The sequence below is a fragment of the Streptomyces sp. NPDC041200 genome (genome assembly GCF_055591805.1).
The window spans coordinates 907,904-931,622 of record NZ_JBVIZF010000002.1 but is presented as its reverse complement, the minus strand read 5'-3'; the positions used below and the strand labels follow the sequence as shown (position 1 = coordinate 931,622).

Here is a 23,719-nt window from a genome sequence, read left to right as displayed (position 1 = left end):
CCTTAGGCCGGGCGGTGCCCGGCCCCGGGCTTCTCATGCGCTGGAGAACTCTTCGCGGAGCACGCTGTAGAGCACGCCGTCGCGCCACTGGCCGTTCCGGAAGGTGATGCTTCGTAGCTCTCCCTCGCGGTAGAAGCCGACCTTCTCCAGTGCGCGTTGCTCCGCGACGTTCTCGCGCTCGGTATCCGCCTCGATTCTGACCACGGGGGTGTGGGCGAATAGGTAGTGGACGAGTAATCGCTGGGCCCGGGTGCCGATTCCGCGGCCGCGGGACGGTGGCAGGAGTTGGATTCCGATGTTCCAGTGGTAGGAGACGGCCGAGACGGTGATCTTTCGCCATGCCACAACTCCGTGGCGGTCAGGGCCCGTCGTCACCATGAGTTGTCCGCCGTCATCGGTCAGCAGGCCGTTCTCCGACCAGCGGCGCCGGTAGCGCTTCTGGTCCGGCCAGCCGTACCACTGGAATTCGCCACCGGCCTCGGGGTCGGTCAGGAACATTTCCAGTACGGGGAGATCGTCCTCTCGTACGGGGCGGAGTGTCACTGTCTCGTCGTTGTCTGCTTCAGTCACCTTGGGCACGCTAGCGGCCCGGGTAGGCCGCGACGCGCCGCTTACGGAAGGGATCGGGTGAGCCATACGAATTCGCCACGGTCATCGTCCGCTACGTGGTCGCGCTTGAACCCAAGCTTGTCGAGGACGCGAAACGACGGCGCGTTCCCGGGATGCACCGTCGCCCAGAGCCGCTGCCGTCCGGTCGCGATGGCGGCATCGAGCACCGCGGAAGCCGCTTCGGTCGCGAAGCCCTGGCCGTGCACGCGCCGGAACAGCTCGTACGCGATCTCGGGCTCATCGGCGGAAGCCCGACCGACGGTGAGCCCGCAGTACCCGATGAAGTCGCCCACATCACGTCGAATGACAGCCAGCAGAGCGACGCCCGTCAGGGCCGACGCAGCACGCTGATCCTCGATCATCCGCCGGTTGTGCTCGATCGACGGGATGCCATCGCCCCGTTCGGCGACCAGCTCGCGATGGGCGTCGACATCGGACTCGGTCCACGGACGCAACATCAGCCGAGCGGTTTCGAGTCGGAGCGACATCGGCGGATACGGCATGGCGGCACCCTATCGACACCGTGACAACTGCCGGGTCGTCATGCGATCTGGACCTATAGCTCAGCGTCCGCTTGGCGGGCCCTCGCCCAGTGTTCCTCGAACTCGGTCCGGGTGATCTCTTGGTCCGCGAGGGCCGGGTCGTAGTGGTCAACGATCGGCGTGTTGGACGGCCAGTCTTCGGGGCCGCTGCGGACGGCGGTTCCGTCTTCGGACAGCTCCACCTGACGAGTCCGGCGGCCGTCGGGCTCCACTTCCATCGAGCCGATCCCGCCGGTGATGTTGGTAGGCAGCAGAAGGAGCAGCCCGGCCGCGATGGAGACGTGGCAGACGAGCAGGACCGCGCGTTTCCCAACGCGGTCCACGATCACGGGGGTGACGATGCAGGTCGTGGTGAGCACGACGGCTCCCGGCAGCGCCAGCAGCGCGGCCTGGAAGACGGGGATGTCGAGGACGGACCGCAATAGCTAGTCGGCCCTCCCGGCGTCGAAGGCCTGGGCGACGGCGAGGCTGTCTTCGTAGACGTGGTGTCGCGTGACCAGGCCATCCTCGATGGTGAGGTGCAGAGCGAACCGGGCGCGGTAGGCGCGGCCGGTGGGGCGGGCGGTCTGGCGGATCTCGCCCAACACGACCGCGTCATCGCCGTCGATGAGGATGCGCTCGATCTCGGTGGCCGCCTGCCCGGGCACATGGTGCTCGGCCAGCTCGCGGTAGTGGGCGGCGGCGTCGGCGCGGGTGGAGCGGTGGCGGATCCACGGGGTGGCGGTACGGCCGTGTTCGGCCTCCGGCCAGGCCAGCTTCCAGTCGCCCCGCTCGGCGTACAGCTCCGCGATGCGCTCGGGGTCGCCCTCGCCGATGCGGTGCAGCAACTCCTCCACCACGGCGCGGGTGGTCGTACCAGTGGCTGACGACAAGGCTGATCACTCCGATCGGGAACCTGCGTCCTGCTGACGCGGAGAGATCCCCATTCTCAACAGCGTGGGGCAGCCCTGCGATTACCTCCCGGGTCATCACCTCCACGTCGGGGTGTCGGTGCCCCATCGGCCGGGTGGGTCGGGCCAATCGCGGGGAGCGCCGTCGTACGTGATCGGGGGGAGGGCGTAGTGGAGGTGGCCGGTTGGGGAGGGGCGGTCGGTCAGCCAGTGCTCCGGGGCGTACGGCCCGTCCTGGGGTGGGGCGGGGGTGATGCCGCGCATCAGCCACGAGGCCGTACCGGCCAGGGAGAAGCGCAGGTGGCGGGCGCCACCCGTGTCGGCGCGGTCGGTCAGGGCGCGGAGCACCGCCGCGGCGAGGAGGTAGCCGGTGCCGTGGTCGAGGGCCTGGGCGGGGAGGACGCCGGGGTGGCCGTCGTCGGTGGCCTCGGTCAGGGCGATGCCGGTGGCGGCCTGCACCAGGCTGTCGAAACCGCGGCGGGTGGCCCACGGCCCGGTCCAGCCCCAGGCGTTGAGCTGGGCGACGATCAGGCCGGGGTGGTGGGTGAGGAAGGGGTCGAGGGCGCCGGGGCGGTAGGCGGTGACCACGACGTCGGCCTGGGCGAGGAGTTCGTCGAAGGTGCGGCGGTCGTGGGGGTCGGCCAGGTCCAGGCGGGTCGAGCGCTTGCCGAAGCCGGTGTCGGCGTGGGCGTCGGGGTCCTCGGGGAGGTGTGGGGAGTCGACGCGCAGCACGTCCGCGCCCAGGAGGGCCAGGGTGCGGGTGGCGACGGGGCCCGCGATCACCCGGGTCAGGTCGAGCACGCGGATCCCCTCGGCGGGCAGCGCCGCTGCGGGGAGGGGGTGTGGGGGGCTGTCGTCGATCCGCCGCGCCTCCACCAATGGCACACCGGTCAGGGGGATTTCGCTCTCCCCTGGGGGTACGGCGGCCACAGCCAGGGCGCCCGCCGCGTACGCCGTCTCCTGGATCTCCCGGGACGGGCGCTGTGCCAGTTCGGCGGCGAGGGCATCCGGGCGGACGTGTTCCGGAAGGCCCAGGGCGGTCAGCAGGCGGGCGCGGTGGTGGGGGTAGTTGGCGTGGGTGCGTACCCAGCCGTCGGACGTGCGCCAGAAGCCGGACAGCGGGGCGAAGGTGGTGGGGCGGCGGCCGTCGATGCGCAGATGGCGTTCGCTGACGAACGCCGTGGCGACCGCGCCCTCGTCCACCCGTACGGCGGGAACCCCGACGCCACCACGCCGCGCGGCCAGTTCGGCGGCGGCCAGCGAGCACACCCCGACCGTGGCCCGGGCCAGTTGCCGTACCGGCAGGCGGGCGGGGAGGACCGGGCCCGCCGGGGTGTAGGTGATCCGCTCGGCGAGGGCGGGTGGGCCGCCGAGGGACGCCCAGGCGTGGGCGGTCGCGGCATCTTCCCCAGTACTCGTCATGCGGTCATTGTGCCGCCGGGCCGAGCGTGGCCTCGATGCCCGCGACGATCGTGCGCAGCCCCTCCTCGAAGCGGGCCTCGTAGTCCTGGAAGAGGTCCGCGCCGACGGCGCCCGCGAGGGGGTAATCGGGGCCGATGAGGTCGGCGCGCTGCTCGACGTCGTAGCCGGGGGTGCGTTCACCCGCCATCGGCTCGACCGCCTGCTCCTCGATCACGAACCCGAGCGTGAAGGCGTACGCGATGAACGAGGCGCGGGCCGCGGCGCCCGGGGTGAAGCCCGCCGCCACGAAGACGCGCAGATGGGCCTCCATCGAGACGGCGTGGTCGGTGCGGGTGAAGCGGGTGCCGCTGAAGACCTTCGCCCCGTCGCGGTAGCGCAGCAGGGCGCGGCGCAGGGCGCGCTGGGAGCTGAGGAGACGTCCCTGCCAGGTCGTGGCCTCGTCCGGGTCCGCCGGTTCCTCGGCCAGCCGCAGGAAGATCGTGGTGGCCATCTCGTCCAGCAGCGCCTGCTTGTTCTTGAAGTGCCAGTACAGGGCGGGCGCCTGGACGTTCAGCTCCTTGGCGATCCGGCGCAGCGTGAGCCCTTCGAGGCCCACCTCGTTGAGCAGCCGCAGCGCGGTGTCCACCACCTGGTCCCGGTCCAGTCGCGTTGTCGCCATGCGGTTCATCCTCCCAGCTCAGCCCTACCCCCCTTGACAACTTAACAATGTTAAGCGCATTCTCGACCGCATGGAACTTAACGACGTTAAGGAAACGGACGTACTGATCGTCGGCGCGGGTCCGGCCGGGCTCACCCTGGCCATCGACCTCGCCCGGCGCGGCGTCGCGGCGCGGATCGTGGAGCGGGGCGCGCGGCTGTTCCCGGGGTCGCGCGGCAAGGGGCTCCAGCCCCGGACGCAGGAGGTCTTCGACGACCTCGGCGTCATGGCCGCGGTCCGCGCGGCGGGCGGCCCGTACCCGCCGATGATGGGCTGGGAGGACGGACGGCGACTCGGGGCGTTCGAGATGATCGTCCGCACCGGCCCGACCCCCGGCACCCCGTACCACGACGTCTGGATGCTCCCGCAGTGGCGCACCACCGAGATCCTGCACACGCGGCTGCGCGAGCTGGGCGGCGAGGTCGAGTTCGGCGCGGCGTGCACCGCGCTCGCGCAGGACGCGGACGGCGTCACCGTCCGGCTCGCGTACGCCGACGGCTCGACCGGCACCGTACGGGCGGCCTACGCCGTGGCCGCCGACGGCGGCCGCAGCACGGTCCGCACGGCGCTCGGCATCGGCATGGCGGGCGAGACCGTCGACCCGCGTCCGCTGCTCGTGGCCGACGTCCGGCTGCCCGGCCTGGACCGCGACCACTGGCACGTCTGGCAGCACGCCAAGGGCGGCGTCCTCGCGCTGTGCCCGCTCGCCGGTACGGACACCTTCCAGGCGGTGGCCCAGTACGAGGACGCCGACGCCGTACCCGACCCGGACCCGGAGGCGGTGCGGCGGCTGATCACCGAACGGACGCGGCTGACCGGGTCCGAAGTGGGCGAGGTGCGGTGGGCGTCGCCGTTCCGGGCCCGGGCGGCGATGGCGGAGCGGTTCCGCGCCGGACGGGTCTTCCTGGTCGGCGACGCGGCGCACATCCACTCCCCCGCGGGCGGCCAGGGCCTGAACACCAGCGTCCAGGACGCGTACAACCTGGGCTGGAAGCTGGGCGCCGTGCTGCGCGGCGCCGCCGATCCCGTACTGCTGGACAGCTACGAGGAGGAGCGGATGCCGGTCGCCGCCGGGGTGCTGGGCATCAGCACCCGCATCCACCGCGCCGAGACCGGGGGCGCCGCGGACACGAAGGAACCCCGGCGCACGGCGGAGGTGCACCAGCTGGGGCTGACCTACCGCGGCGCGGCCCTCGCCGTCGACAAACGGCACGCCGACGAAAGGCACGCCGAGACCGCGCTACGGGCGGGCGACCGCGCACCCGACGCCCCCTGCGCCCTCCCCGACGGCACCCCGTTCCGCCTCTTCGACGCCTTCCGCGGCCCGCATGTGACGGTGCTCGCACTCGGCGGCGCGGAACCGCCCGCCCCCGGCCGCGCGTCCGTGCGTTCGTATCGTGTCGGCGGCCCGGCACCCGATCTGCTCGACCCGGACGGACACATCCGCGCCGGATACGGCGATCAGGGGGTCTTCGTCATCCGGCCGGACGGATACCTGGGGTACGCGGCCGACCGGCCGGATGAGATGACGGGATATCTGACCAGGTTGGGCACGTAGGACGATACGACGGGAAACCGCACAGCGGGTACGGATAACATCGCGGAGCGCACATCCATTGACCGCTCTCATGCGTCCCTGGCTTTACGGCCTTCCCTCTGGATGGCCGCACCGACAGGGACATTTGGAGTATTCATTTGAAAACCACCACTAAGCGCATGCGTCGCCTCTCCGCGCTGAGCGTCCTCGCCGCGGGGGCCGTCCTGTCCTCCGTGGCCGTCGCCCCGGCCCAGGCCGCTGCCGCTGCACCCACGATCACCGCCAAGGGCGGGTACGTGATGAACAACGGGACGGGCAAGGACCTTTACAAGAAGGCCGCCGACACCCGTCTCTCCACCGGCTCCACCACCAAGATCATGACCGCCCGCGTGGTGCTGGCCCAGAAGGGCCTGAACCTCAACTCCAAGGTCACGATCCAGAAGGCGTACAGCGACTACATCGTCGACAACAACTGGGCCTCCTCGGCCCGGCTGATCGTCGGCGACAAGGTCACCGTCCGCCAGCTGCTCTACGGCCTGATGCTGCCGTCCGGCTGTGACGCCGCGTACGCGCTGGCCGACAAGTTCGGCACCGGCTCGACCCGCGCCGCGCGGGTGAAGTCGTTCATCGGCAAGATGAACTCCACCGCCAAGAGCCTGGGCCTGAAGAACACGAACTTCGACTCGTTCGACGGCATAGGGCACGGCAAGAACTACTCCACGCCGCGCGACCTGACGAAGCTCGCGAGCAGTGCGATGAAGTACTCCACGTTCCGCACGGTCGTGAAGACGAAGAAGACGACGCAGAAGACCGTCACCAAGAGCGGCGGCTACCGCAACATGACGTGGGAGAACACCAACCCGCTGCTCGGCACCTACTCGGGCGCCATCGGCGTGAAGACCGGCTCCGGCCCGGAGGCCAAGTACTGCCTGGTCTTCGCCGCCACCCGGAGCGGCAAGACGGTCATCGGCACCGTCCTCGCCTCCTCCGCGGTCGGCACCCGCACCACGGACGCGAAGAAGCTGCTGGACTACGGCTTCAAGAAGTAGCCCGCACGCCCGCACGCGGTACGTCAGGGGCCTGCTCGCGCACCACGCGAGCAGGCCCTTCGTCATATGTCGGTGGCGAAATGGTCGGTGCCCAGCACGGTGAGCAGGGCGAGTTTCTCGTGGCTTTCCGTACCCGGGGTGGCGGTGAAGGTGAGCAGCGACTGGCCCTGGTCGGGTTCGAGGAGGAGTTGGCAGTAGAGGGCCAGCTCTCCGACCTCGGGATGGACGAAGCGTTTGGTCTCGCTCCACCGCAGGCCCACCTCGTGGCGCCCCCACAACCGGGCGAACTCGTCGCTGGTGCGCAGCAGGATGTCCGCCAGGTCCGCCGCCGGGGAGTCGGGGCCGTCCCGGGTGACGGCCGAGCGCAGCAATGCGACGTTGGTCCGGCTGTTGGTGTCGTGTTCGTCGGGGTGGTAGCGCGCACGGGCGGCCGGATCGGTGAACCAGCGGTACGTGGCGCTGCGGGCGTGGCCGGTGTACTGGGTCTGGTCGCCGAGCAGCGCCACCGCGGACGGCGTCTGCAGCAGCGTCTCGCCCATCGGGCCCATGACCTGCGCGGTGATGTCGGCCAGGCCGTCCATGACCCGCATCAGCCCGGGGTTCACATGCTGGAGCCGCAGGTCGCGGCGGGCGGTGCGGTATCCGGCGAGCAGGAACAGGTGATCGCGTTCGTCCGGGGTCAGCCGCAGACCGCGGGCGATGGCCGCGACCATCTGCTCCGACGGTTGCGGCCCGTCACCGCGTTCCAGCCGGGCGAAGTAGTCGGCGGACATGGTGCACAGCTCCGCCACCTCCTCGCGGCGCAGGCCCGGAGCGCGGCGGCGTTGGCCACGGCGCAATCCGACGTCCTCCGGTTGCAGCGCCGCACACCGGGTGCGCAGGAAGGCGCCCAGCGACGAGCGGTCGAACGAATGGTCCATGCTCCTCATCGTCTTCCATCCGGCGGGGCTTATCCACGACCTGCCGTTCAGTGGTTGAGCGTGCCCTTCCAGCGCGGTGGCGCGGCGAGTTCACTGGCGACGCGATCACCGGTCGCCACATCTGACGGACCGCCAACCACAGGGCCACCATGGCCAGTTGGACAGCGAACGACCTCCCGGATCTGACCGGCCGCACGGTGGTGATCACCGGGCCGGACGGGGCCTCGGCCTGATCACGGCACGCGGACTCGCCGCTGCCGGTGCCCATGTCGTGCTGGGGGTACGCGACCCCGGCAAGGCCCGCCCCGCCGTCGCCGATCTGCCCGGCACCTTCGACATCCGGCCGCTCGACGTGTCGGATCTGACCTCGGTACGCGCCTTCGCCGGCGCCTGGTCCGGCGATATCGACATCCTGATCAACAACGCCGGTGTGATGGACACTCCCGCCGCGCGGACCGCCGATGGCCTCGATCTGCAGATGACCACCAACCACACCGGCCCGTTCCTGCTGACCACCTGGCTGCTCGCGCACATGCCGGACGGCATCGGTGGCTTCCGGGGCGACCCGACCCTCGGGGCGCCGATGGGCCTCGATCCAGGAATAGCCGCAGTCCGCCGCCCCGGTGCGGCACCAAATCGGTGCGGCACCAAGGCGACGGACTGTGGTCGAACGGTCAGGCCTCAGGCCTCGAAATCCAGCAGCACCTTGCAGGACTCGCGGCGGTCGGCCGCCTGGGCGAACGCCTCCTTCGCCTCCCGCACCGGCCGGACCCCGCTGATCAGCGCGTCGAACGACGGCTCCGCCGCCAGCAGCCGCAGGGCGTCGTCGAACTCCTCGTGGAAACGGAACGCGCCGCGCAGGTCGATCTCACGGGCTACGAGGAGGTTTCCGGCGAACGGGCTCTGGCCCGGGGGCAGCATGCCCAGTTGCACGATCACGCCGCCGCGCCGCACCCGGTGGAGGCAGGCGTCGAGCCCGGCGGCCACGCCGGACGCCTCGATCGCGACGTCGATCTCGTCGGTGGCGGAGGGCCAGTTCGGGTCGTCCGGGTCGTCGGCCCGTACGCACGCCGTCGCACCGGCCGCCGCCGCGAACTCCAGGGCGCGGGGCAGCACATCGGTCGCGGTGATGCTCGCCGCGCCCGCCGCCCGGGCGGCGGCGATGGCCAGGCAGCCGATCGGCCCGGACCCGGTGACCAGGACATTGCGGCCCGCCAGATCGCCCGCGCGGCGCACCGCGTGCAGGGCGACGGACAGCGGTTCGGCGAGCGCCGCCCGGCGCGGCTCCAGCCCCTCGGGCAGGACCCGCAGCTGTCCGGCCGGGACGGCGATACGGGACGCGAAACCGCCCTGTACGTGGGGGAAGCGGGCCGCGCTGCCCAGGTAGCGGGTGTCGCGGCAGATGTTGGCGCGGCCGCCCGCGCACTCGGGGCACACCCCGCACGGGGTCGCCGGGTGCACGGCGACCGGCGTGCCCGGGGCGGGCCCGCTCGCGCCCTCGCCGTACGACACGACCGTGCCGACGACCTCGTGCCCCAGCACCATGGGCTGCTTCAGGCGGAAGTCGCCCACGCCGCCGTGCGCGTGGTAGTGGAGATCGGAGCCGCAGATTCCGCCGTACCGGATCGCTACCAGCGCCTGTCCGGGCGCCACCTCCGGTTCGGGAAGTTCGTCGACCCGCAGATCTCCCTGCCCATGGATCACACAGCCCAGCACCATCGCCCAGCCTCCTTCGTCATGTGCCTTACAGCACGCTCGTCATGCCGCCGTCGACATACAGCACCTGCCCGCTGACGAAGTCCGCTGCGGGCGAGGCGAGATAGAGAAGCGCGCCGATCAGGTCCTCGGTGCGGCCCCAGCGGCCCGCCGGGGTGCGGCCGCGGACCCAGGTGCTGAACTGCTCGTCCTCGACGAGCGGCCGGGTCAGCTCGGTCTCGATGTAGCCGGGGCCGACCCCGTTGACCTGGATGCCGTACTGCCCCCAGTCGGCGCACATGCCCTTGGTGAGCATCTTCAGCGCGCCCTTGGTCGCCGAGTAGGGGGCGATGCCGGGGCGTACGACCTCGCTCTGCAGCGAGCAGATGTTGACGATCTTGCCGTGGCCACGGGCCGTCATGCGCCGCGCGGTCTCCCGGCCCACCAGGAACGCGCTGGTCAGGTTGGTGTCCACGATCTGCCGCCAGGCCTCGTCGGTGAACTCCAGCAGCGGTGCGCGGTTCTGCATCCCGGCGTTGTTGACCAGGATGTCGAGCGGACCGACCCGCTCCTCCACGTCGGCGATCCCGGCGGCGACGGCCGGGCCGTCGGTGACGTCGAAGGCGGCGGTGTGCACGCCCGCCGCCGCGCCGCCGAGTTCGGCCGCGGCCTTGTCCAGGGCCTGCTGGTCGCGGCCGTTGAGGACGACCGTGCAGCCTGCCTCCACCAGCCCGCGGGCGAGCGCGTGGCCGATGCCGCGGCTGGAACCGGTGACCAGCGCGGTGCGGCCCGCGATGTCGAAGAGCGGATGTGTCGTCATGGCGTACGTATTCCTTCCGGTCCTTGAGCCACCAGTGCCTAGACCACTAGTGACAGCAGCAGGACGAAGCCGAGCGCGACGACCGAGATGATCGTCTCCATCACGGACCAGGTCCGCACCGTCTGCCCCACGCTCATCCCGAAGTACTCCTTGACCAGCCAGAATCCCGCGTCGTTGACATGGCTGAAGAAGAGGGATCCGGCGCCGATGGCCAGCACCAGCAGGGCGACGTGTGTGGTGGACATGTCGGCGGTGAGCGGCCCCATCAGCCCGGCGGCGGAGATGGTGGCCACGGTCGCCGAACCGGTCGCCAGCCGGATCGCGACCGCGATCAGCCAGGCGAGCAGCAGCGCGGAGACGTTCCAGTCCTTCGAGATGTCCATGATCATGTTGCCGACGCCGATGTCGATCAGCGTCTGCTTGAAGCCGCCGCCCGCCGCGACGATCAGCAGGATCCCGGCGATCGGGGCGAGCGAGGTCTCCACGGTGGTGGAGATGCGGTCGCGGGTGAAGCCCGCCGCGCGGCCGAGCGTGACCATGCCCACGATCACCGCCGCGAGCAGCGCGATCAGGGGGTTGCCGATGACGTCGGCGACGCGCTGGACGGTGTTCTCCGGGTCGTCCACGGCGATGTCGACCAGCGCCTTGATGAGCATCAGCACGACCGGGAGCAGCACGGTGACCACGGTGGCGGCGAATCCGGGACGCCGCTCCAGGTCCTCCGAGGGTCGCGTCGGCATCAGCCGGTCCGGCGGGGTGACGTCGACCCAGCGGTCGGCGACGCGCGAGAAGACCGGGCCCGCGATGATGGCGGTCGGCACCGCGATGAGGACACCGAAGGCCAGGGTGACGCCCAGGTCGGCGTGGACCGCGTCGATCGCGGCGAGCGGGCCGGGGTGCGGCGGCACCAGGCCGTGCATCACGGACAGGCCCGCGAGCGCCGGGATACCGATCCGCATCAGGGAGAGGTTGCCGCGCTTGGCGACCAGCAGCACCACCGGGATCATCAGCACCATGCCGACCTCGAAGAAGAGCGGCAGGCCGATGATCCCCGCGATGAGCACCATCGCCCAGGGCATCGTCCGGGTGCTCGCCTTGGCGAGGATCGTGTCCACGATCTGGTCGGCGCCCCCGGAGTCGGCGAGCAGCTTGCCGAGGATCGCCCCGAGGGCGATCAGCACACCCACGCCCGCGACGGTGTCGCCGAGCCCACCGGAGAAGCTGGTGATGACCTTGTCGAGCGGGGCCCCCGCGATGGCGCCGAGCGCCAGTGAGCCGATCGTCAGCGACAGAAACGCGTGCAGCTTGGTCTTGGTGATGAGCAGGACGAGAACGGCTATGCCGACGAGGACGGCTATGCCCAGCTGTGCGTGACCGGCCGACGTGATCGGGTCGACGGTGTCCGCTGCCAGCATCTCGGCGCTGAGTCTGGTCACGGAGGGGTTCCTAACGTGCGCTACTGATGTCCGGGCTGCCGCTGCCGCAGTGCGGCGACGGCGTGCTCGGTGATGGTCTCGGGGCCCGGCGCGATGTCCACGGCGACGCCGTTCTCGTCCGGCTGGAGCGGCTGCAGGGTGGCGAGCTGCGAGTCGAGCATCTCCCCGGAGAAGAAGTGGCCCTTGCGCTCCCCCATCCGGTCGGCGATCAGCTTCCGGTCGCCGGTCAGGTGGACGAAGACGACCCCGGGCTCGGCCGCGCGCAGCCGGTCCCGGTAGCTCCGCTTGAGCGCGGAGCAGCTGACCACACCGCCGTGGCCGACGTGCTCATGGGCCCAGGCCCCGATGGCGTCCAGCCACGGCCTGCGGTCCTCGTCGTCCAGCGGGGTACCGGCCGACATCTTGGCGATGTTGGCGAGCGGGTGGAAGTCGTCGGCCTCGGCGTACGGCACACCGAGCGCGTCGGCCAGCAGGGGGCCGACCGTGGTCTTGCCCGTGCCGGACACTCCCATGACGACGACCAGGGGGGCATGCATGTGGAAAACCTCGCTGTCTGCTCCGGTGCTGCTGTCTTCCTCGACTGTCGCTCTCGACCTCGGCACCGCTGGCAGCACACTCAACCCCACTGATACGACGTATTCAAGAGTTCGTGATTTAAAAGTCATACTTAAATGCGGCGGGGCGGCCACGTAGTCTGACTCCATGGAGAACCAGGGCCCCACCACGACGGGGCGGGGACTGCACGCTCGGCTGCTGGCATCCCTCGGCCCCGCGATCACCGCGGGCGACTACCCGCCGGGCACCGTGCTGCGCACCGATGAGCTGGAGCGCCGCTTCGACGTCTCCCGGACCGTGGTCCGCGAGGCGGTGCGGGTCCTGGAGGCCATGCACCTGGTCCGCTCGCGCCGCCGCGTGGGGGTGACCGTCCTCCCCCCGGAGGAGTGGGACGTCTTCGACTCGCAGGTCATCCGCTGGCGGCTGGCGGGCCCCGACCGCCCCCGCCAGCTGCGCTCCCTGACCTCCCTGCGCTCGGCCATCGAACCGGCCGCCGCCGCCCTGGCCGCCGAGCACGCCACCGCCGCCCAGTGCGCGGAGCTGACCGAGCACGCCCTCAACATGGTCGCCACCTCCCGAGGCCAACAGCTCCCCGCCTACCTCGTCCACGACGTGGCCTTCCACCGGACGATCCTGCGCGCCTCGGGCAACGAGATGTACGCGCGGCTGGGCGACGTGGTCGCCGAGGTACTGGCGGGCCGCACCGAGCACCGGGTGATGTTCACCGACCCGGACCCGGAGGCGGTCACCCTCCACGTCCGGGTCGCCGAGGCGATCCGCGCGGGCGACCCGGAGCGCGCGGAGCGCTACACCCGGGAGATCACCGTGGGCGCGATGCGCGAGCTGGACATCCTGGCGCCGTAGCGCTTGGGGATTACGGCCGGACGTACGGCCGGGTCAGGATTTCCATGTTGTGGCCGTCCGGGTCGTCGAAGTAGGCGCCGCGGCCGCCGAAGAGGGTGTTGACCCGGCCGGGTTCGGTGTGGCTGGGGTCCGCGTAATAGGTGACCCCGGCCGCCTCCAGGTGGGCGATCATGCCGTCGAAGCGCTCCTCGGGTACGAGGAACGCGTAATGCTGCGGCTGGATCGGCTCGTCGCGCTTCTCGTAGTAGTCGAGCGTGACGCCGTTGCCGAGGTCGACGGGGAGGAACGGCCCGAAGGGGGCGCCGATCTCCAGGCCGAGGACGGTGGCGAGGAACTCGGCCGACAGGTGGCGGTCGTGGGCGAATATGACGGTGTGGTTCAGCTGGATGTCGTTCATGTGAGGTGTCTCCGGTGTCGTCGTGGTCGCGGTGGTCGCGATGGTCGCGATGGTCGCGGTGCGAACGAATAGCGCGGAGAGGGATGGGCGGGGCTCTGGCCCGCCCCGGCCTCATGCCGAGGCCGGGTGCCTCACTCGTGAATGGCCCTCAGGGGCCGACCCGGCAGTCACCCGAGTGAACCTAGCGGTCGCCATGGGATACATCAACGGGATTATCGCGCCCGCCGGTTGACGTCAGCGGCGGCGCAGGGACGGGTCCAGCAGCGCGGGCGGCGTGTCGTACTTCTCGTGCGGGGCGAGGTCGGTGCCGGGGGCCACGATGGCGTCGATCGCGTCGAGTACGTCGGCGGAGAGCACGGTGTCGGCGGCGGCGAGCTGCGCGTGCAGGTGGTCCAGGGTGCGGGGGCCGATGAGGGCGCTGGTCACGGCGGGGTGCGCGGTGACGAAGCCGAGGGCGAGCTGGATCATCGTCAGACCGGCGTCGTCGGCGACCTCGGCCAGCCGCTCGACGGCGTCGAGCCGGGCCCGGTTGGCGGGGATCGTGGTGTCGAAGCGTTCCGGCATGAACGCCGAGCGGTTGGTGGCGATGTCCCGGCCCGCGCGGACCGCGCCCGACAGCCAGCCCGAGGCCAGCGGGCTCCACGCCAGCACGCCGAGCCCGTACTGCTCGGTCACGGGCAGCACATGTGCCTCGATGCCGCGCTGGAGGACGGAGTAGCTGGGCTGTTCGGTGACGTAACGGCCCAGGCGGTGTTCGCGGGCGGCCCACTGGGCCTGGACGAGGCGGTACGCGGGGAAGGTCGAGGAGCCGAAGTGCCGGATCTTTCCCGCCCGCTGGAGGTCGGTCAGGGCCGACAGCGTCTCCTCGTCGCTGGTGTCCGGGTCCCACCGGTGGATCTGGTAGAGATCCACGTGGTCGACGCCGAGGCGGCGCAGGCTGTCCTCCAGCGCGGTGACCAGCCAGCGGCGCGAGCTGCCCCGGTGGTTGGGGTCGTCGCTCATGGGCATGCCCGCCTTCGTGGCGAGCACGATGTCGTCGCGGCGCCCGGCGATGGCCTTGCCGACCATCTCCTCCGACTCGCCCCGGCCGTACATGTCGGCGGTGTCGATGACGTTGATCCCGGCGTCGAGCGCGGCGTCGACGAGGGCGGTGACCTCGTCCTGGGTGGTGCGGCCGATCGCGCCGAAGTTCATCGCGCCGAGTGCGAGGGTGCTGACCTGTATGCCGGTGCGGCCCAGGGTGCGGTAGAGCATGACGGTGTTCCTCCGTGGCGGGTGGAGCTGGCATCATGAGCAAACGGAACCTAGTTCCGTTTAACAATACGGAACGACGTTCCGTTTCAGCAAGCGCGGCAGCGAAGGGAGCGGCACGGTGAACGACGGCGGCAAGGACGGGGACGGCGCTCGGCGCGCGACCCCGTCCAAGCGGAAGGACGCCCAGCGGAACAAGGAGACGCTGCTCGACGCGGCCGCCGCGGTCTTCGTGCGGTCAGGCGTGGAGGCGCCCGTACGCGACATCGCGGCCGAGGCGGGCGTCGGGATGGGCACGATCTACCGCCACTTCCCCACCCGGGCGGACCTCATCATCGCCGTCTACCGGCACCAGGTCGAAGCGTGCGCCGAGGCCGGTCCGGCCCTGCTGGCGTCCAGCGCGACGCCGTACGCCGCGCTGGGGCAATGGGTCAACCTCTTCGTCGACTTCCTGGTCACCAAGCACGGCCTCGCCGCCGTGCTGCAGTCCGACGGCTCCGGCTTCGACACCCTGCACGCCTACTTCCTCGACCGCCTGCTGCCCGTGTGCACCGAGCTGTTCGACGCCGCGGCCGCGTCCGGCGAGATCCGCTCGGGCCTGGACCCGTACGAGGTGATGCGCGGCGTCGGAAACCTGTGCATCGGCGCGGACAGCGACCCCCGTTACGACCCGCGCCACCTGGTCGAACTCCTCATCGCGGGCCTGCGCCGCCAGCCGGACTGATCCGACGTCAGGCCCCGGAGCGCGCTGGCCGGTGCGGCGCTGCCGCGGCTGTTGTGCACCGCCACCGGTCACGGAAAGATGATCAGCCATGCCCACCAAAACCCTGCACATTCCGACTCCGGACGGCCAGGCCGACGCCTTCGCCGCCTTCCCCGACCACGGCGAGCGGCACCCAGGGGTGCTGATGTACGCGGACGCCTTCGGCATCCGGCCCGTACTGAAGGAGATGGCCCGCGAACTGGCCGGGCACGGGTACTACGTACTCGTCCCCAACTTCTTCTACCGGCACGGCCCGACACCGGTGGTCGACCTTCCCGAGCACATCGGAGAAGAGGCCCGGCCCGCGCTCATCGCCCAGCTGATGCCCATGATCCAGGAGCACACGCACACCGACGACCGCATCCTGAGCGACGCCGACGCCTACCTGAGGTTCCTCACCGCACAGCCCGAGGTCGGCACCGGACCGGTCGCGGTGACCGGCTACTGCATCGGCGGCCTCCTGGCGATGCGCACCGCCGCGGCCCACCCCGGCCAAGTGGCCGCCGTCGCCGGATTCCACGGCCCCGTGGGCGCCGACGGGCCCGACCTGCACCGCCTCCTCTCCCAGCTCACCGCCGAAGTCCACCTCGGCCACGCCGAAACCGACCTCACACCCGAGGCCCTCGGCGAACTGAACCAGGCCCTGGACGCCGCGGGAGTCGAGTACACCTCCGAGATCTACCCCGGCACCGTCCACGGCTTCACCATGTCCGACACCGACGCCTTCAGCCCCAGCGCCCTCCAGCACCACTGGGACCGTCTCCTCCCCCTCCTCGGCCGCACCCTGACCAAGGGCTAAGGCGCACCGCCCTACGCCTGCTCGGCCAGCCGGTCGAGGCGGGCGCGCTGTTCCGGGGTCAGCCGGAGGCGCGTCGCGGCCCAGTTCTCTTCCAGGTGGTCGATCCGGGCGGTGCCGGGGATCGGGAGGATGACCGGTGAGTGGCCCAGGAGCCAGGACAGGGACACCTGCGTGGGCGTGGCGCCCGTCTCGGCCGCCACGGCGGCGACCTCGGACTCCTCGTCCCACGCCCCCGCCGCGACGGGCCGCCACGGCAGGAACGCGATACCCGCCGCCGCGCAGGCCGCGAGCACCGGCTCGTGCTCGCGGTCGAGCACGTTGTAGCGGTTCTGCACGCTCACGACGTCGATGATCTCCCGTGCCCGGCCGAGTTCGGCGACGGTGACCTCGGACAGCCCGAGCCTGCCCACCTTGCCCTCGTCCTGGAGGTCCCGCAGCGTGCCGAGCTGGTCGGCGAGCGGCGTGTCCGGATCGATGCGGTGCAGCTGCAGCAGCTCGATCCGCTCGACGCGCAGCCGCCGCAACGCCTGCTCCACCTGGTCCCGCAGCACCTCCGGCCGCCCGTCCAGCTTCCAGTCCCCGCCGGGCCCTGTCCGCGCGACGCCGACCTTGGTGGTGACGAGCAGCCCGTCCGCGTACGGGTGCAGCGCCTCGGCGAGCAGCTCCTCGTTGGCTCCCCCGCCGTACAGGTGCGCGGTGTCGACCAGCGTGATCCCCAGCTCCACGGCCCGCCGGGCCACCGCGATGGCCCCCTGCCGCTCAGGCCCGGGCTCGGTCGGCAGCCGCATGGCCCCGAACCCGAGCCGCCGCACCTCCAGATCGCCGCCGATGCGAAAGGTCGTCAATGTCATCTGCCGCCCCCGTTTCCCGTTGAGGTTCAGCACGCTAACAGCGCGGTCGGGACGCCACTGGATCTTGAGCGACAGGGCCTCGCTTGGTAGGTACCCCTTACCGCGCTACGGTGAAAGAGGTGGTGCTCCGGCGTCGAGGCCGGAGGAGGTGAGCACGTGAGTGCCTCAGGGCGGCCGGACACACAGCCGGTCGCCGAAAAGAGAGCGAGCGCACTGAAGATCCGCCCGCTCACGGACGGGGCTGGAATACGCGTCTCCGGCGAGGTCACCCTGACCACCCGGGCCTCGTGGGAGCAGGCGCTGAAAGACGCCCTCCACGGAAGTGGCGACGTGACGCTGGACTTGTCCGGGCTCACGTTCGTCGATGTCGGCGGTGCGACCGCTCTGGTACTGGCTGCCCAGGACTTGGACGGCAAGCGGCGCTTGGTCATCAAGAGGCCGCCGCCAACGCTGCGGCGCGTATTGGCGGCCTTCTTGCCCGAATTGGTGGCGATCGAGATGACGACGTGACATGCGCGGCTGAGCCTTTCTCACATCCGGCCTTGTTCTACCGAGGCGTCCAGGAGTATGTGGCCGGGACGGTCCCGTTCATCGAGGAGGGCCTGGCCGCAGGCGAGCCGGTGGCGGTGGCCGTACCCGCGAGCAACCTCGGGCCACTGCGCGCGGAGCTGGGCGCGAGCGCCGAACAGGTGCGGTTCATTGACATGAGCCGGGCAGGGCGGAACCCGGGGCGGATCATTCCCAAGGTGCTGCGGAGTTTCGCCGACGCGCATCTCACCAAGCGGGTACGGATCATCGGTGAGCCGATCTGGCCCGCCCGTACACCCACCGAATATCCGGCCTGTGTCCAGCACGAGGCACTGATCAACAGGGCCTTCCGCGGTCGGAATGTCACCATCCTGTGCCCCTACGACGCCGTACGGCTCAACGCCGGATGGCTTGCCGACGCGTACACCACCCATCCCGTTGTCGTCGTCGACGGCAGGGCGGAGCGCAGTGCGGCCTACGACGCCGACGGCGCCGTCTCCGCCTTCAATGAACTCCTCGTGCCCCCGCCCTGGGCCGTCGTCTTCACGTTTGACGTCGACCGTCTGTCCGGCGCGCGGGACCTCGCCGTCGAACTGGCCAAGCGCCTCGGTCTGGCAGGCGAGCGACTGGACGACTTCGCGCTTGCCGTCACCGAGTTGACCACCAACAGCGTGCAGCACGGCGGTGGCTCGGGCACCGTATCGGTCTGGGGCTACGGCCCGCAGGTCGTGTGCGAGGTGCGGGACCGAGGATGGCTGCGCGACCCGCTGGCGGGCCGCCGCCCGCCACAGCGCGACGCGACCGGAGGCCGGGGTCTGTTGATGGTGCACAGCCTCGCCGACCTCGTCCGCGTCCACACCGGCCCCGAGGGCACGACGGTCCGCTTCTACATGTGACCAGTCAGTCGAGGCAGGCCCTCGATGCCCCGCATCCCGATGCACGACTCATTGTGCTCATCGGCGGCGTCAGACCATGGCGAGCCGGTCCACCAGCAGCCCCGTCCTCCACTCGACGTACTCCGGCGGCAGCCGTCCCGCCCGGGTCAGGGTCGCCAGCCCGTGCAGGGACGCCCAGAACACCTCGGTGAACAGCCCCGGGTGGACGCCGTCCCCGGCGACCTCGCCCAGGCTCTCCAGCAGGGCGGCGAAGGCGTCCTTCAGAGGCTCCGGGGTGTCCTCCTTCGCGAAGGCCAGGCCGCCGTCGAGCTGGAACATGGCGTCGTAGACCGCCGGGTTGCGTGCGGCGAAGTCGAGGTAGGTGCGGGCGAGGGCGGCGACCCGCTCGCGCGGGCTGTTCGCGCTGGAGGCCGCGGCGCGCACCGCCGCGGCCATCTCGGCGGCGCCTTCGAGGGCGACGGCACCGATGATCTCCCGTTTGCCGCGGAAGTGGCTGTAGAGGACGGGCTGGCTGTATTCGATGCGCTCGGCGAGCCGGCGGGTGGTGACCGCGTCCCAGCCCTGTTGCTCGGCGAGTTCGCGGGCCGTCGCCACGATGAGGCGTTCGCGGTCCGCCCGTTCGCGCTCCTTGCGCTCCTGTACCGACATGATTCGACCCTAGCACCACTAGACAACCGAGCGGCAGCAGCACTAGCGTTGCCTCATCGGCTATCAATGCTAGATCTCAGGAGAGGTCACATCATGCTCAACGCACTCGAGGTGTTCACCACCGTGGTCGTCGGCGTGATGGTGGGGGTGGAGTTCTCCGTCGCCTTCGTCATCAAGCCGATCCTCGACGCACTACCCGAGGACAGTGGCCAACTCGGCCACGCCCACGGGGGCCGGATGCTCGGCGCCGTGATGCCGGTCTGGTACATCGGCTCGCTCGTCCTCGTCGCGGTCTGGGCCATCGCCGGACGGCACCACGGCGGCGCCGGCCTCGTCGTCACCGCCGGCGCGCTGCTGATCCTCAGCGTGATCATGTCGCTCCTGCTGCTCGTCCCGATCAACAACCGGAACAAGACGTGGACCCCCGAGAACCGACCCGAGGACTGGAAGCAGCAGCTGAACCGCTGGGAGCGCCTCCACTACGTCCGCGTCGCCGTCATCATCGCCGCCTTCGCCCTGCTGGCCGCCGCCCTCGCCTGAGCCCGCGCGCCGACACCGCGCCCCCAGGTCTGGTCCCGCCGCGTGGTGGCGGCGGGACCAGACCCTGGGGGCGCGGGAAGTTACTGTCCGGGTACGCCGAGCGAGTGCCAGGCCGACCAGTCGGTGTCGTCACCGGGGGTGTTCTGCCAGGTGCACCTGATGGTGCCGTCGCCGAAGAGGGCGAAGACCTCCATGCGGCCGTCGGCGTTCGAGGTGGCCACCGGGTCACCGATCACGAGCGGATTGCCGCTGTAGAGCGATGCCCAGTTGGGCGACCACTGGCCATCGGGGGCCGGGTTGGTCTGCCATCGGTGCTGGAGGGTGCCGCCTTCCTGGCGGGTGAAGACGTCCAGGCGGCCATCGGGGTTCACGCCGACAGCAGGGGTGCCCACCGGGCTGTCGCCGCCGAGCGATTGCCAGTTCGGGGCCCACCCGTTGCTGGGCTTCGTCTGCCAGATGTGCTCGATGGAGTTTCCCGGGCCCAGGACGAAGACCTCCTGCTGGCCGGAGGTGTTCAAGACGGCCGTCGGGTCGCCCTGCGGGGCGCCGTTCAGCTGGCCGAAGGCCCATCCGTCGACATGGGGCCGCTGATAGGCGTGCAGAACGGTGAGTGCCCCTTCGTCCGAGTAGGCATTGACGAAAGCCTCCAGTCGGCCATCGGCGTCCGGTATGACGGCCACGTCGCCTATCACTTGGTCGTCAAAGAGAGCTTTCCACTCGCGTTCCCATCCGTTGCTCGGGGCGGTTTGCCAGACGTGCTGGACGGAACCGTTCGCGGCACGGACGAAAACCTCCAGTCGGCCATCGAAGTTCCTGGCGACGGTCGGGGTGCCTGCCGGGCCGCTGCCGCCGAAGCCGCCGAGCACGTACCAGTGCGACCACGAGCTGCCGTGAGGGTTGCTTTGCCAGGCGTGCCAGACACCGCCGTCGACGTCGCGGACGAAAGCCTCCATGCGGCCATCGAGGTTCGTGGCCACGACCGGGTCGCTTTCCAGCTCGCCGCCGAGCGATTTCCACCCCGACCATTCGTTGCGGCTGGGGGCCGTCTGCCAGTTGTGCTGAAGGGAGCCGTCGGAACCGCGGGCGAAGACCTCCAGCGCATCGTTCGCGTTGAGAGCGACCCAGGAGAAGGGGGAAACGTACCGGACGCTCACCGTAGCCATGGCAATCCCTGACCTCTCTGGTGACGTGGTGATGTGGTGACCATGTGCATAGCAACAGAGATTGACCAGAGGAGGAGGCGGCCGGGACGACGGCGGCGCGGCGGCGCAGGGTGGCATTCGCCCCTGCGAAAAGTCCTCATCCGACGATACGCCCCATGTGACGCCTCCGCGCGGCCAGCGGGTCACGCGGCCTGGCGGCAGTCTCGGCAGAGGGCACCCGGGACGGGGGGTACGGACGGCACGGTCGCAGCCGTCGCAGTTCCGGAGCGGTACGACGGCGGGGCGGGGGCTGGGCGCGGGCGCCGCCGGGAGGGGCGGCGGGAGCAGCGCGGTGAGGCGGTGCGCCAGGAACGCGGCGGGGTGGCGCAGGTCGGGCGGAGGCTCGCGGTGAGGGTACGGCGTACGGCGCCGGGCGCGGCGCCCCGCTCCAGCCAGGCGGCCACGGGTCCTTGGTCTTTGATGGCCCGCCGCACCGATGCGCGGCCCACCGGATCCAGGGTTCCCGGCCTCCGGTGGGACGGGCTCAGACAGGGATGTCGAGTTCGGCCCAGACCGTCTTGCCGATCAGCTCGACCTGAACACCCCAGCGGTCCGCCAACTCCTCAACGAGGAGTAGCCCGTGCCCCGACTCGCGCGGCTGCTCGTCGGTCTCGGTTTTCGGACGGACGGCGGGCAGGCGTTCCGCCTTCGGGTCCCGCACCTCGATGCGGAGCGTGGTGGTGGTCGCGCAGAGTGCCAGCCGGAAGTTCCGCCCCTGCACGCGGCCGTGCAGCGCGGCGTTCGCGGCCAGCTCGGCGACGATCAGCGCCGCCTTCTCGTGCGGCAACCCCCAGGCACGGATGCGCTCGGTCGCGAGCAGCCGGGCCAGGCGGGCGCCCTTGCGGGTGGCGGAGAGCAGCACGGTGTAGTGCGAAGCGGAGGTGCTGGTGCGAATGATGAGCGTGTTCCTTCCACGCGTTGCCCAGCGGCCATCCCGCCCGACGGTTACCATCAGTTAACGCTCGGGTGCGGTGCGTGGGGAGCTGCCACAATGTCTGCCACATGTAGGCCAGTTGTGAACCAGGACCGACGATCGGTCCGGACATGACCATCGGGGAGCGCATCCGCGCGGCACGCACGGCACGGCGCCCCAAGTGCAGCCAGGCGAGGCTTGCGGACGAAGTCTCAGTGGCGCGCTGGGGGAAGACGGGGTTCTGCGACCGGCAACAGGTTTACCGATGGGAGACCGGGCGCCGGGTGCCGCAGGTGTGGCTGCCGTTCATCGAACAGGTCCTCACCGTCGATCTGTCCGGGGACAATGAGGCCGAGTTCGCCGATACCGTGACCTCGGTCATGATCCTGGGAGGCAGCGACGTGGACCGACGACAGTTCCTCGCCGCATCCGCCGCTGTCGGCCTGGCCGCGCTGGACCTCCCTGACGCCGAAGCGGTCACCCGCCGCGTGAACCGGCCCGGCCCCGTGGCGGTCGGCATGGGCGAAGTCGCCGCCGTCCGCACCATGACCACCACCTTGGGCGACGCCGCTTCCGAGACCGGCGGCGGCCACGCCCGGCACCTCGCGGTGCGCTACCTCACCGTCGACGTCAATCGATGGCTGGACGGCCGCTACACCGACAAGGTCGGCCGCGAGCTGTTCGCGGCGACCAGCGAACTGGTGCACCTGATCGGCTGGATGGCCCGTGACGAGGGCAACCAGGGGCTGAGCCAGCAGTACCACCTGCACAGCTTCAAGCTCGCGGCCGAGGCCGGGGAGAACGAACTCGCCGCGACCGCCCTGCGCGGACTCGCCGAGCAGGCCATCGACCTCGGCCACATTCCCACCGCCGTACGGCTCGCCGAGGCGTGCGAACAGCGCGGCCGGAAACTCGACAACCCCAAGGCGCTGGCGTACTACCGCAATACCCTCGCCCGCGCGGCAGCCGCCGACAATGATCACACCACCGCCGCGACGATGCTCACCTCCGCGCAGACCGCTATCGAGCAGGCGCCGTCCCGGCCGGGCCAGTCCTGGGCGAGCCACTACAGCCACGGCCGGTGGGCCCATGAATCCGGCATGATCCACGCCAAGCTCGGCGACCTCACTGCCGCCGAAGAACACCTCCACCTCGCCCTCGACATCCACGGCCTCGACCGCAAGCGCACCCGGGCGATCGTTCTCGCCGACCTCGGGCATGTGCAGCTGAAGCGCGGCGACACGGAGACGGCCCTGGCCACCTGGAGCGCGTTCCTCGGCTGCGCTGACGGCGTGCAGTCCGTGCGGATCAACGACGGCCTGACCAACATCGCCGCCCGCCTGCCGTCCCTCCCCGACAGCCCGGCAGCCGCCGAACTCGGCGAGCGCGTCGCCGCCCGGGCGTGAGGTGCCCGTGACTGCCGTGACCCGCGTCGAGGGCCCCACGCCAGTCGGGCCCTCGACGCGGGAGCCGGGCTAGAGCACGGCTACGGTGAACGGCCTGTCCGCCACGTTGCCGCTGCTGTTGCTGGTCACGACCGTGATGGTGTCGGTGGCGTTGCCGCAGTAGCCGTGCGGGGCGCCGATGGCGGTGATCTCGCCCCGGAAGTTGTTGAGGGTGGCGACGACCGCCGCTTCGGCCAGGTCATCGATGACGTTGGGGTCCGAGACCGTGACGCAGTAGACGCCCGCAGCGCTCGTGCCGGTCACACGGGTGGCCGAGGCGACGTTCTTGGACGCGAGGAGCGTGCCCTCCTCGGCCACCTTCACGGCGGCGCGGGCGGAGCCGAGCGGGGACGTGTTCTCGTGGAATGCCAGTGGAGAGATCAATCGGTGGGGAACCCCACGCGACCGGCACTCGTCTTGGCTGCCGTCACCACGGAGTCGTACGGAGGT

General features: G+C 70.7%; 27 protein-coding genes and 1 pseudogene. 10 read left to right on the top strand and 18 right to left on the bottom strand.

Translation table 11 applies throughout. From position 1 onward, the window contains the following. Positions 1–33: 33 nt before the first annotated feature. The 6 genes from ACZ6CL_RS09450 to ACZ6CL_RS09425 form a co-directional block, all read right to left on the bottom strand. On the bottom strand, positions 34–570 hold the full coding sequence (locus ACZ6CL_RS09450) for a GNAT family N-acetyltransferase (protein WP_468933195.1): 537 nt from the start codon (positions 568–570) through the stop codon (positions 34–36). A gap of 41 nt (positions 571–611) precedes the next feature. Then, positions 612–1,112 carry a GNAT family N-acetyltransferase gene (locus ACZ6CL_RS09445; protein ID WP_468933193.1) on the bottom strand — a complete coding sequence of 167 codons (501 nt, stop codon included), beginning with the start codon at positions 1,110–1,112 and terminating at the stop codon, positions 612–614. 53 nt (positions 1,113–1,165) lie between these two features. Continuing rightward, positions 1,166–1,573 carry a hypothetical protein gene (locus ACZ6CL_RS09440; RefSeq protein ID WP_468933190.1) on the bottom strand — a complete coding sequence of 136 codons (408 nt, stop codon included), beginning with the start codon at positions 1,571–1,573 and terminating at the stop codon, positions 1,166–1,168. 3 nt (positions 1,574–1,576) lie between these two features. Next, positions 1,577–2,023, bottom strand: coding sequence for a nuclear transport factor 2 family protein (locus ACZ6CL_RS09435; RefSeq protein ID WP_468933187.1), 447 nt, complete (start codon positions 2,021–2,023; stop codon positions 1,577–1,579). A gap of 96 nt (positions 2,024–2,119) precedes the next feature. Beyond that, the gene (locus ACZ6CL_RS09430) at positions 2,120–3,463 is read right to left on the bottom strand and encodes a CoA transferase (RefSeq protein ID WP_468933185.1); all 1,344 of its coding nucleotides are present in this window, start codon (positions 3,461–3,463) and stop codon (positions 2,120–2,122) included. Between the two features lie 4 nt (positions 3,464–3,467). Then, a complete protein-coding gene (locus tag ACZ6CL_RS09425) occupies positions 3,468–4,121 on the bottom strand; it encodes a TetR/AcrR family transcriptional regulator C-terminal domain-containing protein (protein WP_468933182.1) in 654 nt (217 codons plus the stop codon). A 70-nt stretch (positions 4,122–4,191) separates the two neighbouring features. On the opposite strand from ACZ6CL_RS09425, the gene ACZ6CL_RS09420 reads away from it, so the two are divergent. Together ACZ6CL_RS09420 and ACZ6CL_RS09415 are read left to right on the top strand one after the other, a co-directional pair. After that, positions 4,192–5,718 (top strand): FAD-dependent oxidoreductase, encoded by a 1,527-nt coding sequence (locus tag ACZ6CL_RS09420; RefSeq protein ID WP_468933180.1) that lies wholly within the window; start codon positions 4,192–4,194, stop codon positions 5,716–5,718. A 158-nt stretch (positions 5,719–5,876) separates the two neighbouring features. Continuing rightward, positions 5,877–6,746, top strand: coding sequence for a D-alanyl-D-alanine carboxypeptidase family protein (locus ACZ6CL_RS09415; RefSeq protein ID WP_468933178.1), 870 nt, complete (start codon positions 5,877–5,879; stop codon positions 6,744–6,746). A 62-nt stretch (positions 6,747–6,808) separates the two neighbouring features. Here the strand turns inward: ACZ6CL_RS09415 and ACZ6CL_RS09410 are convergent, their stop codons facing one another. Next, positions 6,809–7,666, bottom strand: coding sequence for a helix-turn-helix transcriptional regulator (locus ACZ6CL_RS09410; protein ID WP_468933177.1), 858 nt, complete (start codon positions 7,664–7,666; stop codon positions 6,809–6,811). A gap of 76 nt (positions 7,667–7,742) precedes the next feature. Here ACZ6CL_RS09410 and ACZ6CL_RS09405 point away from each other — a divergent pair. Beyond that, positions 7,743–8,159: pseudogene (locus tag ACZ6CL_RS09405) on the top strand (SDR family NAD(P)-dependent oxidoreductase); the annotation flags it as partial. A gap of 188 nt (positions 8,160–8,347) precedes the next feature. Here the strand turns inward: ACZ6CL_RS09405 and ACZ6CL_RS09400 are convergent. From ACZ6CL_RS09400 to ACZ6CL_RS09385, 4 genes are read right to left on the bottom strand one after another with little or no spacing between them, the layout of a single operon-like run. After that, positions 8,348–9,385 (bottom strand): L-idonate 5-dehydrogenase, encoded by a 1,038-nt coding sequence (locus ACZ6CL_RS09400; RefSeq protein WP_468933175.1) that lies wholly within the window; start codon positions 9,383–9,385, stop codon positions 8,348–8,350. Positions 9,386–9,410: 25 nt separating this feature from the next. Further along, a complete protein-coding gene (locus ACZ6CL_RS09395) occupies positions 9,411–10,181 on the bottom strand; it encodes a glucose 1-dehydrogenase (RefSeq protein ID WP_385438692.1) in 771 nt (256 codons plus the stop codon). Positions 10,182–10,219: 38 nt separating this feature from the next. After that, positions 10,220–11,617: a GntT/GntP/DsdX family permease gene (locus tag ACZ6CL_RS09390; protein ID WP_468933172.1), complete on the bottom strand. Its 1,398-nt coding sequence runs from the start codon at positions 11,615–11,617 to the stop codon at positions 10,220–10,222. Between the two features lie 20 nt (positions 11,618–11,637). Further along, positions 11,638–12,153 carry a gluconokinase gene (locus ACZ6CL_RS09385; protein ID WP_468933170.1) on the bottom strand — a complete coding sequence of 172 codons (516 nt, stop codon included), beginning with the start codon at positions 12,151–12,153 and terminating at the stop codon, positions 11,638–11,640. Positions 12,154–12,319: 166 nt separating this feature from the next. On the opposite strand from ACZ6CL_RS09385, the gene ACZ6CL_RS09380 reads away from it, so the two are divergent. Beyond that, on the top strand, positions 12,320–13,036 hold the full coding sequence (locus tag ACZ6CL_RS09380; protein ID WP_468933167.1) for a FadR/GntR family transcriptional regulator: 717 nt from the start codon (positions 12,320–12,322) through the stop codon (positions 13,034–13,036). A gap of 10 nt (positions 13,037–13,046) precedes the next feature. On the opposite strand, the gene ACZ6CL_RS09375 is transcribed toward ACZ6CL_RS09380, so the two are convergent. After that, complete coding sequence (locus tag ACZ6CL_RS09375; RefSeq protein ID WP_468933165.1) at positions 13,047–13,433, bottom strand: VOC family protein; 387 nt, start codon at positions 13,431–13,433, stop codon at positions 13,047–13,049. Between the two features lie 234 nt (positions 13,434–13,667). Further along, complete coding sequence (locus tag ACZ6CL_RS09370; RefSeq protein WP_468933162.1) at positions 13,668–14,687, bottom strand: aldo/keto reductase; 1,020 nt, start codon at positions 14,685–14,687, stop codon at positions 13,668–13,670. A 118-nt stretch (positions 14,688–14,805) separates the two neighbouring features. Here ACZ6CL_RS09370 and ACZ6CL_RS09365 point away from each other — a divergent pair, with 118 nt between their 5' ends. Both ACZ6CL_RS09365 and ACZ6CL_RS09360 read left to right on the top strand, forming a co-directional pair. Then, on the top strand, positions 14,806–15,408 hold the full coding sequence (locus tag ACZ6CL_RS09365; protein ID WP_468933160.1) for a TetR/AcrR family transcriptional regulator: 603 nt from the start codon (positions 14,806–14,808) through the stop codon (positions 15,406–15,408). Positions 15,409–15,496: 88 nt separating this feature from the next. Then, positions 15,497–16,246: a dienelactone hydrolase family protein gene (locus ACZ6CL_RS09360; protein WP_468933158.1), complete on the top strand. Its 750-nt coding sequence runs from the start codon at positions 15,497–15,499 to the stop codon at positions 16,244–16,246. Positions 16,247–16,257: 11 nt separating this feature from the next. Here ACZ6CL_RS09360 and ACZ6CL_RS09355 read toward each other — a convergent pair whose 3' ends face one another. Next, entirely contained in the window at positions 16,258–17,097 is an 840-nt protein-coding gene (locus ACZ6CL_RS09355; protein ID WP_468933156.1) for an aldo/keto reductase, read from the bottom strand. A gap of 156 nt (positions 17,098–17,253) precedes the next feature. Between ACZ6CL_RS09355 and ACZ6CL_RS09350 the strand changes: the two genes are divergently transcribed. Both ACZ6CL_RS09350 and ACZ6CL_RS09345 read left to right on the top strand, forming a co-directional pair. Beyond that, complete coding sequence (locus ACZ6CL_RS09350) at positions 17,254–17,607, top strand: STAS domain-containing protein (RefSeq protein WP_468933154.1); 354 nt, start codon at positions 17,254–17,256, stop codon at positions 17,605–17,607. A 32-nt stretch (positions 17,608–17,639) separates the two neighbouring features. After that, positions 17,640–18,521, top strand: a complete 882-nt coding sequence (locus tag ACZ6CL_RS09345) for an anti-sigma factor RsbA family regulatory protein (protein ID WP_468933151.1) — start codon at positions 17,640–17,642, stop codon at positions 18,519–18,521. A gap of 69 nt (positions 18,522–18,590) precedes the next feature. Here the strand turns inward: ACZ6CL_RS09345 and ACZ6CL_RS09340 are convergent, their stop codons facing one another. Further along, positions 18,591–19,169 (bottom strand): TetR/AcrR family transcriptional regulator, encoded by a 579-nt coding sequence (locus ACZ6CL_RS09340; RefSeq protein WP_468933149.1) that lies wholly within the window; start codon positions 19,167–19,169, stop codon positions 18,591–18,593. Between the two features lie 93 nt (positions 19,170–19,262). Here ACZ6CL_RS09340 and ACZ6CL_RS09335 point away from each other — a divergent pair, with 93 nt between their 5' ends. Then, positions 19,263–19,709 (top strand): anthrone oxygenase family protein, encoded by a 447-nt coding sequence (locus tag ACZ6CL_RS09335; RefSeq protein WP_468933147.1) that lies wholly within the window; start codon positions 19,263–19,265, stop codon positions 19,707–19,709. A gap of 80 nt (positions 19,710–19,789) precedes the next feature. Here the strand turns inward: ACZ6CL_RS09335 and ACZ6CL_RS09330 are convergent, their stop codons facing one another. Both ACZ6CL_RS09330 and ACZ6CL_RS09325 read right to left on the bottom strand, forming a co-directional pair. Then, a complete protein-coding gene (locus ACZ6CL_RS09330; protein WP_468933144.1) occupies positions 19,790–20,872 on the bottom strand; it encodes a PLL family lectin in 1,083 nt (360 codons plus the stop codon). Positions 20,873–21,395: 523 nt separating this feature from the next. After that, positions 21,396–21,773, bottom strand: coding sequence for an ATP-binding protein (locus ACZ6CL_RS09325; protein WP_468933141.1), 378 nt, complete (start codon positions 21,771–21,773; stop codon positions 21,396–21,398). Positions 21,774–22,117: 344 nt separating this feature from the next. Between ACZ6CL_RS09325 and ACZ6CL_RS09320 the strand changes: the two genes are divergently transcribed. Beyond that, a complete protein-coding gene (locus ACZ6CL_RS09320; protein WP_468933357.1) occupies positions 22,118–23,230 on the top strand; it encodes a tetratricopeptide repeat protein in 1,113 nt (370 codons plus the stop codon). Between the two features lie 69 nt (positions 23,231–23,299). Here the strand turns inward: ACZ6CL_RS09320 and ACZ6CL_RS09315 are convergent, their stop codons facing one another. Continuing rightward, positions 23,300–23,653, bottom strand: coding sequence for a hypothetical protein (locus ACZ6CL_RS09315; RefSeq protein WP_468933139.1), 354 nt, complete (start codon positions 23,651–23,653; stop codon positions 23,300–23,302). Between the last annotated feature and the right edge of the window lie 66 nt (positions 23,654–23,719).